This is a genomic window from Acetobacterium carbinolicum, from assembly GCF_047456275.1.
In the GTDB taxonomy this organism is placed as follows: Bacteria; Bacillota; Clostridia; order Eubacteriales; family Eubacteriaceae; genus Acetobacterium; species Acetobacterium carbinolicum.
On record NZ_CP173357.1, the window covers coordinates 2,732,528 to 2,744,839 of the forward strand.

Sequence of the window (12,312 nt, forward strand, 5' to 3'; positions counted from 1 at the left end):
CTTATGGACGTGTACTTATTTATAAAAATAACATCAACCGATTATTAACAACCTTCTACCGCTTTGATGGCATCCAGGATTAACTGGGGCGAACGACGGCATTTTTCTTCTGATACGGCACAGGGTGCAAAACGAAGACCCTTACCTAACGCGACCACAAATGTATTTTTTTCCATTAAATGGCTGCTAACTTCCCGTGGTTTATCACAGGGGATGCTAATAAAAAATCCGTCACAATAGGTGACCATTTCCAGTCCTATTTTTTTTGCTTCTTCCACAAAAGCGGCAGCTCGATGCCTTAAGATACTTTTATAAAAACTCTGCTCGGCCATCGCCTGGTTGTATAATTCATCATTGGAAAAAATTTTTGTGATGGTTTCCATCGCTCCCCGGGTGCCGTTTGACCAGTTGCCACGGTTGGAATAGGTACAGGCATTGGCAAATTCACTGGCAATTTCTTCCGTGGGTGCCACACACAGAATCGCGCCGTTTCTGAGTCCGTACATGGTGTAACCCTTTGAGCAACTAAACGCATACAGCGTTAGCACATTGTTGGGCATCCCGGTCAGCATTTTCATAAACTGACGGGCTTCATCCCCGTCACCGGCAAAATCGATGTAAGCCAGGTCTACCAGCAAAATTATTTTTGACTCGGGTTGGGCCTTGGCTGTTTCGGTCACAAAGGTCTTAATCGCTTCCCATTCTGCTAACGAAATGGTATAGCCGGTGGGGTTATGAGCGGGTGTATTAAGAACCGTTAAAACCCGTTGCTGTTTTTTTAGCAGCTCCAGGATGCTTTTCTTCCAACCCTCTAAATTAAATCCACCCTTTTCATTATAAAGTGGGAAGGTTGTCACTTTTCGATGATTTTCATCAGCAATCGTGGCATAGGCAGCCCAATACCAGTCCGTCAATAAAATAGTATCGCCCAGCTGAGTATAGTTGCAAAATGAATGACGAACAGCCCCGGTTCCACCTGGGGTTGCCACAGCTCGGATATGACCTTCCGGTTTACAGTCTTTAAAACAAGCTTTTGTAATCTGTTCTAAAAAATCCGGCTGACCGGCCAGCCCTGAGTAATCCGCAATCAGATTATTCGGTAGGCTTTTTAAGGTATCATAGACTGATTTGAATGTCACCAATTCGCCATCATCATCCATCAAGGCTCCGATGGTTGAATTAATGACGGCTTCTGAACCCAATTCTCTGGTACGGTTTGCAGCTTCTCCAGCAATTCTGAAGATCGGGTCGGTACCACCCTCTCGCAACGACGTTTCAATAACCATTTCCGCTTTTTTCATGTTTCCTCCCACTAAATCCATAGTTTATTTGCAAATTTTTTTCTTTCAGTTTCATATAAATTGTTTCCCAGGGTGTCAATGACAACAATCGCCGGAAAATCTTTGACTTCTATTTTTCGGATCGCTTCGGTCCCCAGATCTTCATAGGCAATTATTTCAACCGATTTAATACAATCTTGCAATAATGCCCCGGCTCCACCCACACAGGCAAAATAAACAACATCATTGCTCATCATGCTATTGATAACCCGCTCACTTCTATTGCCCTTACCGATCATACCGGCAAGTCCACGCTCCAGTAGCTCCGGGGTGTAGATATCCATTCGGCCACTGGTTGTCGGTCCTGCTGAACCAATAATTTCACCAGGTCTGGCCGGACAGGGACCAACATAATAAATTAACTCATCGGTTAAATTCATTGGTAAGGGCAAGCCCTTTTCCAGGGTTTCCATCATCCGTTTGTGAGCCGCATCCCGGGCTGTATAAATGAGCCCGGAAATCCGCACATGGTCGCCCGCTCTTAACTTCTTGCGTTCCTTTTTACTCAACGGTGTTTTGATCTTTACAGCAGCCATTCTATAATTCCCTTTCCACATGTCGATTGACGTAACAGGATATATTAACCGCCACCGGCAACCCGGCTATATGGGTCGGAAAGACTTCGACATTGACACCCAAGACGGTATTGACTCCGCCCAGGCCCATCGGTCCGATTCCCAGTGTATTGCTGGCTTCTAAAAGGTAGTCTTCCAGTGCCATTATATGTTCTTGTTGATTGTGCTCGCCCAACGGTCTGCCCAGAGCTTCTTTAGCCATCAAAGCGGCTTTTTCCATGGTACCACCAACACCAACGCCCACCACAATCGGTGCGCAGGCATTGGGACTACCGGTTTCCACCGTCTGGAGTACAAATTCTTTAACCCCCGCAATACCATCTGACGGTTTTAGCATTTTTAAGGCGCTGGTGTTTTCGCTACCAAATCCCTTGGGTAAGATTTTTATTTTTAAGCCATCCCCGGGAACCACCTGATAATGAATCACCGCCGGGGTATTGTTCCCCGTATTGGTCCGGATAAAAGGATCAGAAACAACGGATTTTCGCAGATAACCTTCCTCATAACCTTTGGCAACCCCGGCCTGGAGGGCCGCTTCAAGACTTCCCCCTTCGATCGTCAGATCCTGGCCAAAGGTTACAAACATGACAACCATACCGGTGTCCTGACAAATGGGGATGTTTTTTTTCCTGGCCATTAAAAAATTACTGAGCATGGTATCAATAATCTCTTTCCCATTTATGGATTCCTCTGATACCCTTGCTCGTTCCAGTCCCTCTTGCATATCTGCTGATAAATGGGTATTGGCCTCAATACACATTTCAGCCACATGATCAATAATCTGCTGAACTCCAATTTTTTTCACTGAACTCTCCTTACTGTTTTTGTTCTTTTATCGGCGATCAACTTGATCATCACATTGTTTATCTTTACATTCCTTTTCAATTAGCTTCGCTTTATCATTCCCAATCCGAATCGAATGAACGGATAGGTATATGCCACCAAAAAGGATGATAAAGTAAAAGGTAATCAGACGCCAGATTATCATCGCCACCGCCGAATTACCGGCTCCATAAATGGGTCCAAACAAAAGCAAAAACCCTGCTTCAGCTCCCCCTGCGGCACCAGGCGTCGGCACAAAGGCGACTGCCACATAAAGGATCGCCTGAAGCGAAATAATGATGATGGCATTGCTCTCATGCAGCCCCAATGAGCGATACACCCAATAATTCACCGAGTAAAGTGCCACTATTTGTAAAATAGAAACAGCAAATAATTTCAAGGTTTGCATTTTATGGCTTTTTAGTTCTTTAATGGCGATCTGGTATTCTTTAATAAAGTGGGTAACCTTTTCTCGATACTTTGCCTCACTTTTTAAAATACGAAGCTTAAGCAAAAGCCCTAAACACCCCATCATAATCCCTTTTGCGGCATTAACGTTAAAGGCCAGAATAAAGATTAACACCACCCCAGCAATGTTTACAATTAACCCAATTGCAATCAGCCACTTGGCAGCTTCCAGACTTTGGTGTAATGTCGTTATACTTAGTATTGTGGCAATAATAGCCAAAAAAGTAACTGAGACCTGATAGAGTGCATATTTTTGAACCAGCACTGCCGTCCCCGAACCAAATCCATAATTTTTCTTGGACATCTCATAGAGTTGCAGAGGCTGACCTCCGGTAGCACTGGGGGTGATTAAATTGTAATACTGGCCGACCATGGTCATTGTCCAGGCAAAATGAAAGGTTTCATCGGCGTTATCCCGACGCATCAGCTTTAGTAACATATAAGCTTCGAGTGACCAGTAAATAAAAACACAGCCAATCCCAAGTAACAGAAAATAGCCATTCGCCTGTTTAATGGTCTTAAAAAATGTTTCCGGATCAACTTGAGTTAAGATGATAAGCGCTGTTGCACTGATTAACAAAACAAAAAACAAATAGTTCGAGTATTTTTTCCAGAATTTTGATTTCCAAAACTTTTCTTTATTTCTGGTTTGATCCATTGCATACCATCCTATTTTTGATTGAATCAATTATAACACACTGTTATGGTAAAGTAATGTAATTTTCAGTTGTTTTCATGAAATTTTCATAAAATTTTCATACTAAATCAATCCCTGAAAGCCATGTTGCCGCAGGGCCTCATACAAGACAATGTTTACAGCATTTGAAAGGTTCAATGAACGGGCCTTTTCATGGTTTCTCATCGGAACGCGAAACCGGTTTTCCGGGTGGGCGTCATGAATTGCTGTGGGTATTCCGGCAGTTTCCTTCCCAAACATCAGAAAGGCGTTTTGATCATAGTCAATTTGATGATAAAATTTGGTGGCTTTGGTTGTTAGAAGATATAACTTTGCCTCCGGGTTCTTTTCCATAAACTGATCAAATGAATCATAGACCGTCACATTAACGAGCTCCCAGTAATCCAAACCGGCCCGCTTCAATTGTTTTTCGTCGAGTGAAAACCCCAGCGGTTTAATCAAATGAAGGCTTGTCTCAGTTAATGCACAAGTTCTGGCGATATTTCCGGTGTTTTGAGGTATTTCTGGTTGGTATAGTACAATATTCATGTTTATTCCTTTTCATTTAAGTATTTGTCCACTTTTATTATAATCAAAAAAAGCCCAATTCCTTTCTTTTTTAAGATAATCCTGATACGCCAGGAACATTTAAAACCAACAAAGAAATTGAACTTTTATGACTGGTTGTTTATTGAATGGTATCTCCATTTATACTATTTTTCTTTGAATCCGGTTTTTGATTCGTTTTCGGTAAAACAATGGAAAAGGTACTTCCTTTATTTGGAATCGAGTCAATCTTTATTCTACCACTATGTTTTTTAACGATGTAGTCGGCAATATTCAAGCCCAGACCGACGCCACCGGTTTCCCGGTTTCTGGCATCATCAACCCGATAAAAGCGACTAAAAACCTTTGCTTTATCTTCTTCGGTGAGCCCGATTCCGGTATCCTTAACCTCAATAACCAGGTGTCGTTTCCCCTGAACCAGACATAATTGAACCTTTCCACCCATTGGTGTATATTTAATGGCGTTATCCACTAAAATTCGGACGGCCTGCTTTAACCGTTCTTCATCGCCCCGGTATTGGATCCCAGGTGAAATGTTCTCGCTTAACTCAATTTCTTTTTCATTGGCCAATTCGGTCATCAGGCCAACCATTTGCTGGCACATGGAGGATAGATCAAACACTTCTTTGTCAATGACCAGCCGTTGATTCTCAGCCTGGGCCAGAAGCAAGAGCTCAGAAATAAGTTTTGCCATGGTCTCACCTTCGCTGGCAATGTTATTAAGCCATTTCATATTATCTTTAATCTGCTCTTCTTCTTTGAGTTTCAACACTTCTATATTCGTTTGAATAACCGTTAGCGGCGTTCTCAGCTCATGGGAAGCATTAGCGATAAACTTCTTCTGGTCTTCAAAGGTATCTTTGATCGGCTGAAGGGATTTTCCCGCCAAAAAATAGGAAATGGGCACTAGCACCGCAATCGAACCAATCCCGATTAACAATAAAAACGAAATAACATAAGCAATAATCGAGCGTTCCGTAGAAATCTGTTGAAACACCTGAAGTACATAATCGTTGGAATTATTGGAATAAGGCAGCGTATAAACCCGATATTCCACATTTTCTGAGACCAGCAGATTAAATTGGGGCGTTTCGTTCTTTTCAATCGATAACTCGTATCCTAACATAATTAAGTTGCGATCATCTACCTTCATCGATTTCACAATATTACTGCTGTCCCACATAATGAATTGATAGCCGAATTTATCATGGACCGAGTCTCTGGAATCGATCGGTTGGGAAATTGTCTGTCCGTTATTTTGGATAATTTCCTTGGCGACCGTGGTCAGATACATTTCACCGGAAAGACTGAGACTCCAGTTCACTAAAAACCCCAAAAGAAAGATAAACATAAACATAAAAATAACTAAAATCAGGGTGTTGAACAGGGTGATCTTTCGCTTGATTTCTTTAAACATGGGCCTTAACTCTCCAACCTATTTTTTCCCAAGTGTATAGCCTACCCCTCGGATGGTATCAATTTTGACTTGGGTGTCCACAATTTTTTTACGCAAATTGTGCACATAGATTTCGATATTGTTTTCATTGACTTCTTTATCAAATCCCCACACCCGGTCTAGAATCTGTTCTCTGGTAAAAACCTGGTTGGGCCGTTTTAACAGCATCTCCAGAATCTTCGCTTCCTTAACCGACAGTTTAAATTCCTTGTTTTCGGTTTGCAGGATGTTCTTTTTGGTATTAAAACTGACATCTTCAAAAACGATGGTCTCGCCCTTAATGCCATGATCCGGACGACGTCCCAGAGCCCGAATTCGGGCAAACAGTTCTTTTGCTGAAAAGGGCTTGATTAAATAATCATCCGCTCCCAAATCCAACCCTTTGACCTTATCATCAATGGTGCCCTTGGCGGTGAGCATCAATACCGGGGTATTAATCCCTTGATCCCGAATCTGCTGAAGAATTTCAATCCCGCTTTTTATCGGCAACATAATATCAAGAACAATAACATCATAAATAGGGTTCAGCGCAAATAACAAACCTTCCTCTCCATCGTTGGCAATGTCACAATCGATATTTTGTATTTTACATAATTCCTGGAGTGCATCGGTTATTTTTTTTTCGTCTTCTACAAATAGTATACGCATAAAGCGACTCCTTCCATATTTTGGATTTTGATTATAAGCTAACAGATTAATTATAGAGCCGAAATCTTAAAGCTATATAAAACGAGGAGAATATGATATTATTTTAGGGTAATGAAAGATGACCGGGCCGACCAATTGTTAATCTGTTGCGACAATTGGCGCTACTGTGTTGTTTATCTTTTTATTTATCAATTGGTTATGGAGGTTCCCATGAAAGAAATACTCATTATTGAAGATGATAAAAAAATATCCCGGATCATTGAGCTGCAGCTCAAGCATGCCGGTTTTGAGACGGTTAAGGCCTTTACTGGCCGGGAAGGGATCGAAGCCTATCATAAGAACCCTGACTTTGATCTGATCTTACTCGATATTATGCTGCCGGAGGTTTCTGGTTATGATGTTCTTAAATATTTAAAGGCTCAGAATCATCACCTGCCAATTATCTTATTAACTGCCCGGGACGATACCAGTGATGTCGTTACTGGTTTTGAACTAGGCGCCGATGATTATGTGACCAAGCCCTTTAACTTTGAAGAGCTGCTGGCCCGGATCAAAGCCAACATAAGAAAAAATACTCCGGAAGCAGCACAAAACACCCATCTGGTTTTTAAGGACATTGAGATCGATCTGGACGCTTTTAGTGTTAAGCGCCAGTCCCAGGAAATCACCTTGTCCCGAACTGAATTTGATCTGTTTTATTATCTCGTGCTCAACCACGATCTGGTCCAGTCCCGGGAACAAATACTCACCAAGGTCTGGGGCTTTGATTACGATGGCGGGGACAATATTGTCGATGTTTATATCAAATATCTGCGCGATAAAATCGACCGGGATTTTTCCCAGAAGCTGATTCAAACGGTTCGGGGGCGGGGTTATGTGGTTCGATAAACTAAATATCCCCGGCCGCAAAAAACCGCTGAAAATCTATCATCGCATCGTCTTCTTTTTTATTCTGGCCCTCACGGTAGTCTTGACACTTTCTTTTTTGATGGTCTTCTTTTTTTCGCAGCAGATTATCTTAAATGAAAGCCAATCGACGATGATCCGGTTTAATAATTACGTCATTAATACTCTGGATGAAAACATGCCAACTCTGTTGAGCCTACCTGCTGATGCGCGACTGGAATTCATCTCTGATAAACTCTACCCCTATGTCAAGGATAATTCCCTGATTGCCTATCAGCTAAAAGATAACCAGGGCAATAGCTACCAGTCTTCGGAAATTCTGACTGATTTGCTAGTTGCTGAAAACCTGGCAGAATACGATTTTGATTTGTTTGAATTTAGCTTTGATGACGACAATGATCAGATGATTGCGGTTAATTCCTTGCGTTACAACCAAATCGAATACTATTATCTGGGGTCTTACTATGTGCTGGAGGACGGGGATATTATCTATCTCCAGATTATCAAAAACCTCAATGACAGTTATGTGTTTATGACCATCTTGTTTGTCCTGATGGTCTCCATTAGTATTCTTGGCTTGATCGCAATTATCCTGCTTGGTATTTACGGTACCAAACAGACCCTGAAACCACTGATTGAGATCTCAGAAACCGCAAAAAATATCACGGAAAATAACCTCAATATCCGAATCGAAGAAACCGGAAACAAGGATGAACTGGATCAGCTGATCGTTTCGCTTAACCAGATGATAAAGAAACTGGAGTCGGCTTTCAATAATCAGAAGCGTTTTGTTTCTGATGCCTCCCACGAGTTACGCATTCCACTGACGGTTATTCAGGGTTATATTGACATTTTATCAGATTGGGGTAAAAATGACCCGCAGCTCCGGGATGAATCCATTGAAGCCATTCGGGATGAAATAAAAGGTATGAATAAAATGGTCGAAGATTTACTGTTGATTACGCGTATTGAAAACAATTATTTTGGTGACGATTTCGTTGTTCTTGATATTTCGCTACTTTTAGAAAAGATTATTTATCAGTGTCAAATGATCGATCCGGATCATGAATACCTCATGGAATCCTGTGACCATGCCTTTGTTCGGGGGAATGAAGGGCTGTTGATTCAAGCGATCCGGGGTCTTCTGGACAATAGCCGCAAATACACCCCGGTCGGCGGAACCATCAGCCTGAGCTGTCGGGTTTGCAATAAAAAAATAAATGAAATCACGGTCACTGATTCCGGCTGTGGGATTCCCTCATCCGAACTTGAAAAGATCAAAGAACGTTTTTACCGCATCAACAGTGACCGTTCCCGAGCAACCGGTGGTTCAGGCCTCGGTTTGTCGATTATTGACAGCATCATTAACGTTCATCGGGGCAAACTGGTCATTACCAGCGAACTCGGTCTGGGCACTAAAGCTTCGATCTTTCTAAATAAAAATTAACTGTTGTCAACAAACCCCGTACCAACAATTGTTAATCTATTGTCGGTACGGGGTTGTCCTTATATCAACAGTAATCTGTCAATGCTAATTGCTATTTATCTAATACATTATAAGCATTCTGAGAAAATCTGCACGGCCTGATCAATTTCTTCTATAGTAACGACCAGGGGCGGTACAAAACGGATAGCATTGCTGCCGGCGGTGATTAAGAGCAGGCCTTTTTGCATCGCTTTGGCAACAACGGCACCCAGATCGGCATCAACCTGAACACCGACAATTAGTCCCATTCCGCGAACTTCTTTTATCGCGGGATGGTCTTTTTTTAACGCTTCCAGTTTGGTTTTGAGATAATCCCCTTTTTCTGTCACCGCTTCAAAAAATCCCGGTGCGGTCAGGGTTTTGATCACATATTTGGCGGTTGCACAGACAAATGGATTCCCGCCAAAGGTGGAGGCATGGGTTCCCGGGGTAAAGACTTCGGCCACATAATCTTTGGCAATAATGCCGCCAATTGGAACGCCACCGCCTAAACCTTTGGCCATGGTGACCACATCCGGCACAACTCCGTATTGCTGGTAGGCAAACAGTTTTCCCGAACGGCCAATACCGGTTTGCACCTCATCGAAAATGAGTACAATGTTTTGTTCATCACAGATTTTTCGCACTGCTTTTAAATAATCCGGATCGGCAGGATAGATTCCCCCTTCGCCCTGAATCACTTCTAAAATAATCCCACAGGTTTTGGGACTGATCTGAGCCTTTAACGCATCAATATCATTGTAGGGCACATGATAAATTTCTGGCATCAGCGGTTCCAGGTTTTCCTGATATTTTTTTTGACCAGTAGCGGTAATGGCAGCATAGGTACGTCCATGAAAGGACTGATCCATGGCAATAATTTCCACAGCGTCTTTATTTTTTTTGAGTTTACCGTAAACCCGGCACAGTTTTAAAGCTGCTTCGCAAGCTTCCGCCCCACTGTTACAAAAGAAAACCTTGTCCAGTCCGCTGGCTTTGGTCAGCATTTCAGCCAGTTCAATTCCCGGTTCGGACCAGTAAAGATTGGAAATATGCACCAATTTTTCCATCTGCGCCTGCATTGTCGCGAGCAACCCCGGATGGGCATGCCCCAGTGCATCGACGGCGATTCCGGCGACAAAATCCAGATAGTTTTTACCATCAACATCGGTCAGTACACAACCCTGACCCTTATCAAAGACCAATGGAAAACGTTTATAGGTTTCCATGATCACATTGCTTCCTCGCGTTATTAAATCCATTTTTTCCTCCTAAATAATGGAACGACGAATCATCGTTCCCACCCCGGCGGCCGTAAACAGTTCCAGTAACATGGAGTGTTCCACCTTGCCGTCTAAAATATGAACCGAATTGACCCCCTGGTTCAGGGCGTCAACGCTATTTTCCACCTTCGGGATCATCCCGCCTGAGATAATTCCTTCTTCAATGAGTTTGGGCACATTTTCGGCAAAGAGCCGGCGAATGATCGAATCCGGGTTATCCGGATCCATATAAACCCCATCGGTATCGGTCAGGTAAATGAGTTTTTCTGCTTTGACGGCTTTGGCGATGGCATAGGCCACATGATCGGCATTAATATTGTAGCTCTGGCCGGTTTTATCCGTGCCAATTGGGGCAATTACCGGCAGATAGTCATCTTTTAACAGGGTATTTAAAAGTCGGTTATCGACATGGATGATGTCCCCGACAAAACCGATATCCAGATTATTGACAAATTTCTTTTTAACCTTAATCATCCCACCATCCTTGCCAGAAAGACCGACGGCGTTCATTTCGCGGTTCTGAAGCAGCTGGACAATTTCTTTGTTGATTTTTCCGGATAAGACCATTTCGGCAATTTCGACCACCTTTTCGTTGGTGATCCGCAGACCCTCGACAAATTCGGTTTGGATCTCAAGATCACTTAGCATCCCAGAAATATCTTTACCGCCGCCATGAACAATAATCAGACGGATACCGACCAGACGCATCAGGGAAATATCATCCATCACCGACTGCTTTCTGGCCTCATCATACATGAAACTACCGCCATATTTAATGACCATGGTTTTCTTTTTAAACTGTTGGATGTAGGGCAAAGCTTCAATTAGAATCTTGGCCTTTTCAATATATTTTTCCATTAATTACTCTTTTCTTTTTTTAACTTCGGTAATCGCCGTTGATCTTAACATAGTCGTAGGACAGATCACAACCCCAGGCCACTGCTTTTTCGTCGCCATCATTTATTTCCACCGAAATGTGAATATCTGTTTCAGATAAGACTTTCTTCGCCTCATCTTCATCAAAAGTAATCGGTGCACCGTCATTTAAAAGGGTGATCATCCCGGCTTGACTGGAAAAAACCAGGGAAACCTTTAAGGGATCAAAGTCAGTGCCGGCATAACCCAAAGCACAGAGCACCCGACCCCAGTTGGCATCTTCCCCAAACAGTGCTGTTTTAACCAGACTGGAAGTGATCACCGATTTTGCCAGCTTGCGGGCATCATCCTTTGTTTTGGTGCCGTGGACTTCCACTTCCACAAACTTGGAAGCACCTTCGCCATCGCGAATAATTTTTTTTGCCAGGGTTTTATTAACATAGATAAAGGCTTCTTTAAAGATCTCATAATCCGGGGTGTTTTCCTGCAAGAGCAGATTGTCAGCCAATCCGTTGGCCATCACCGTGACCATATCATTGGTGCTGGTATCGCCATCGACGGAGATCATGTTGTAGGTATCCACCGTGGTTTCTTTTAGGAGTTTATCGAGCAGGGCCGGTTCAATTTTCACATCGGTAGTCACAAAGGACAGCATCGTGGCCATATTGGGATGAATCATTCCGGAACCCTTGGCCATGCCGCCAATTTTTACTGGCTTCCCGTTTATTTCCACTTCCACTGCAATCGTCTTTTTAATGGTATCGGTGGTGAGAATAGCTTGGGCAGCAGCATCACTATCTTCCTCAGTATTTCCCAGCTTTTCTCCCAGCGTCTCAATACCAGACAAAATTTTCTCCACTGGCAAGATCACCCCGATAACCCCCGTTGAGGCGATCAGTACATCCTCGGGCTGCAAACCCAAAACCGCTGCTGCCTTAGTGGCTGTGGCTGCTACCGCTTCTTCCCCCGATTGTCCGGTGCAGGCATTGGCGTTACTGCTATTGACCACCACCGCCTGCTTATAGGGGTTAGCAATGACTTTATTACACCAGTGAATTGGTGCTGCCTTGACAACATTGGTTGTTGTCATTATGCAAGTTGCCGCTGGTACTTCTGAAAAAATCATCGCCAGGTCATTTTTCGTGCTCTTTTTGAGGCCGCAATTGATCCCCCCGGTTTTAAAACCCGTGGGTGTTGTGACGCCGCCTGTCTTTATTACTTTCATGTCTT

12 protein-coding genes are annotated in these 12,312 nt (G+C 43.1%); 2 read left to right on the forward strand and 10 right to left on the reverse strand.

Translation table 11 applies throughout. The annotated features are described in order from the left end of the window. Positions 1-44: 44 nt before the first annotated feature. The 7 genes from ACIZ62_RS12645 to ACIZ62_RS12675 form a co-directional block, all read right to left on the reverse strand. Entirely contained in the window at positions 45-1,301 is a 1,257-nt protein-coding gene (locus ACIZ62_RS12645) for a pyridoxal phosphate-dependent aminotransferase (protein WP_111889438.1), read from the reverse strand. 11 nt (positions 1,302-1,312) lie between these two features. Next, positions 1,313-1,876, reverse strand: a complete 564-nt coding sequence (locus tag ACIZ62_RS12650; protein ID WP_322519426.1) for a Fe-S-containing hydro-lyase — start codon at positions 1,874-1,876, stop codon at positions 1,313-1,315. 1 nt (position 1,877) lies between these two features. Further along, positions 1,878-2,720: a fumarate hydratase gene (locus ACIZ62_RS12655; RefSeq protein ID WP_414150278.1), complete on the reverse strand. Its 843-nt coding sequence runs from the start codon at positions 2,718-2,720 to the stop codon at positions 1,878-1,880. Between the two features lie 27 nt (positions 2,721-2,747). Then, a complete protein-coding gene (locus tag ACIZ62_RS12660) occupies positions 2,748-3,863 on the reverse strand; it encodes a lysylphosphatidylglycerol synthase transmembrane domain-containing protein (protein ID WP_414150279.1) in 1,116 nt (371 codons plus the stop codon). Positions 3,864-3,965: 102 nt separating this feature from the next. Continuing rightward, positions 3,966-4,430, reverse strand: coding sequence for a tRNA (uridine(34)/cytosine(34)/5-carboxymethylaminomethyluridine(34)-2'-O)-methyltransferase TrmL (trmL, locus tag ACIZ62_RS12665; protein WP_204355433.1), 465 nt, complete (start codon positions 4,428-4,430; stop codon positions 3,966-3,968). A gap of 139 nt (positions 4,431-4,569) precedes the next feature. Further along, positions 4,570-5,865, reverse strand: a complete 1,296-nt coding sequence (locus tag ACIZ62_RS12670) for a sensor histidine kinase (RefSeq protein ID WP_111889433.1) — start codon at positions 5,863-5,865, stop codon at positions 4,570-4,572. An 18-nt stretch (positions 5,866-5,883) separates the two neighbouring features. Next, a complete protein-coding gene (locus ACIZ62_RS12675) occupies positions 5,884-6,552 on the reverse strand; it encodes a response regulator transcription factor (protein WP_026394376.1) in 669 nt (222 codons plus the stop codon). A 210-nt stretch (positions 6,553-6,762) separates the two neighbouring features. Here ACIZ62_RS12675 and ACIZ62_RS12680 point away from each other — a divergent pair, with 210 nt between their 5' ends. Then, the gene (locus ACIZ62_RS12680) at positions 6,763-7,440 is read left to right on the forward strand and encodes a response regulator transcription factor (protein WP_322519423.1); all 678 of its coding nucleotides are present in this window, start codon (positions 6,763-6,765) and stop codon (positions 7,438-7,440) included. Further along, on the forward strand, positions 7,427-8,905 hold the full coding sequence (locus ACIZ62_RS12685) for a sensor histidine kinase (protein ID WP_414150280.1): 1,479 nt from the start codon (positions 7,427-7,429) through the stop codon (positions 8,903-8,905). Before ACIZ62_RS12680 ends, ACIZ62_RS12685 begins: the two co-directional genes overlap by 14 nt. A gap of 107 nt (positions 8,906-9,012) precedes the next feature. Here the strand turns inward: ACIZ62_RS12685 and ACIZ62_RS12690 are convergent, their stop codons facing one another. The 3 genes from ACIZ62_RS12690 to argJ are packed head-to-tail and all read right to left on the reverse strand — an operon-like array spanning position 9,013 to position 12,307. Next, the gene (locus tag ACIZ62_RS12690) at positions 9,013-10,185 is read right to left on the reverse strand and encodes an acetylornithine transaminase (protein WP_414150281.1); all 1,173 of its coding nucleotides are present in this window, start codon (positions 10,183-10,185) and stop codon (positions 9,013-9,015) included. 9 nt (positions 10,186-10,194) lie between these two features. Further along, positions 10,195-11,064, reverse strand: a complete 870-nt coding sequence (gene argB, locus ACIZ62_RS12695) for an acetylglutamate kinase (RefSeq protein WP_111889430.1) — start codon at positions 11,062-11,064, stop codon at positions 10,195-10,197. 19 nt (positions 11,065-11,083) lie between these two features. Beyond that, the gene (gene argJ / locus ACIZ62_RS12700) at positions 11,084-12,307 is read right to left on the reverse strand and encodes a bifunctional glutamate N-acetyltransferase/amino-acid acetyltransferase ArgJ (RefSeq protein ID WP_414150282.1); all 1,224 of its coding nucleotides are present in this window, start codon (positions 12,305-12,307) and stop codon (positions 11,084-11,086) included. Between the last annotated feature and the right edge of the window lie 5 nt (positions 12,308-12,312).

Bases quoted from the DNA above. Each gene is read 5' to 3' on its own strand.
- ACIZ62_RS12645 (WP_111889438.1), bottom strand. From the start codon at position 1,301: ATGAAAAAAGCGGAAATGGTTATTGAAACGTCGTTGCGAGAGGGTGGT.
- ACIZ62_RS12650 (WP_322519426.1), bottom strand. From the start codon at position 1,876: ATGGCTGCTGTAAAGATCAAAACACCGTTGAGTAAAAAGGAACGCAAG.
- ACIZ62_RS12660 (WP_414150279.1), bottom strand. From the start codon at position 3,863: ATGGATCAAACCAGAAATAAAGAAAAGTTTTGGAAATCAAAATTCTGG.
- trmL (WP_204355433.1), bottom strand. From the start codon at position 4,430: ATGAATATTGTACTATACCAACCAGAAATACCTCAAAACACCGGAAAT.
- ACIZ62_RS12670 (WP_111889433.1), bottom strand. From the start codon at position 5,865: ATGTTTAAAGAAATCAAGCGAAAGATCACCCTGTTCAACACCCTGATT.
- ACIZ62_RS12675 (WP_026394376.1), bottom strand. From the start codon at position 6,552: ATGCGTATACTATTTGTAGAAGACGAAAAAAAAATAACCGATGCACTC.
- ACIZ62_RS12680 (WP_322519423.1), top strand. From the start codon at position 6,763: ATGAAAGAAATACTCATTATTGAAGATGATAAAAAAATATCCCGGATC.
- ACIZ62_RS12685 (WP_414150280.1), top strand. From the start codon at position 7,427: ATGTGGTTCGATAAACTAAATATCCCCGGCCGCAAAAAACCGCTGAAA.
- ACIZ62_RS12690 (WP_414150281.1), bottom strand. From the start codon at position 10,185: ATGGATTTAATAACGCGAGGAAGCAATGTGATCATGGAAACCTATAAA.
- argB (WP_111889430.1), bottom strand. From the start codon at position 11,064: ATGGAAAAATATATTGAAAAGGCCAAGATTCTAATTGAAGCTTTGCCC.
- argJ (WP_414150282.1), bottom strand. From the start codon at position 12,307: ATGAAAGTAATAAAGACAGGCGGCGTCACAACACCCACGGGTTTTAAA.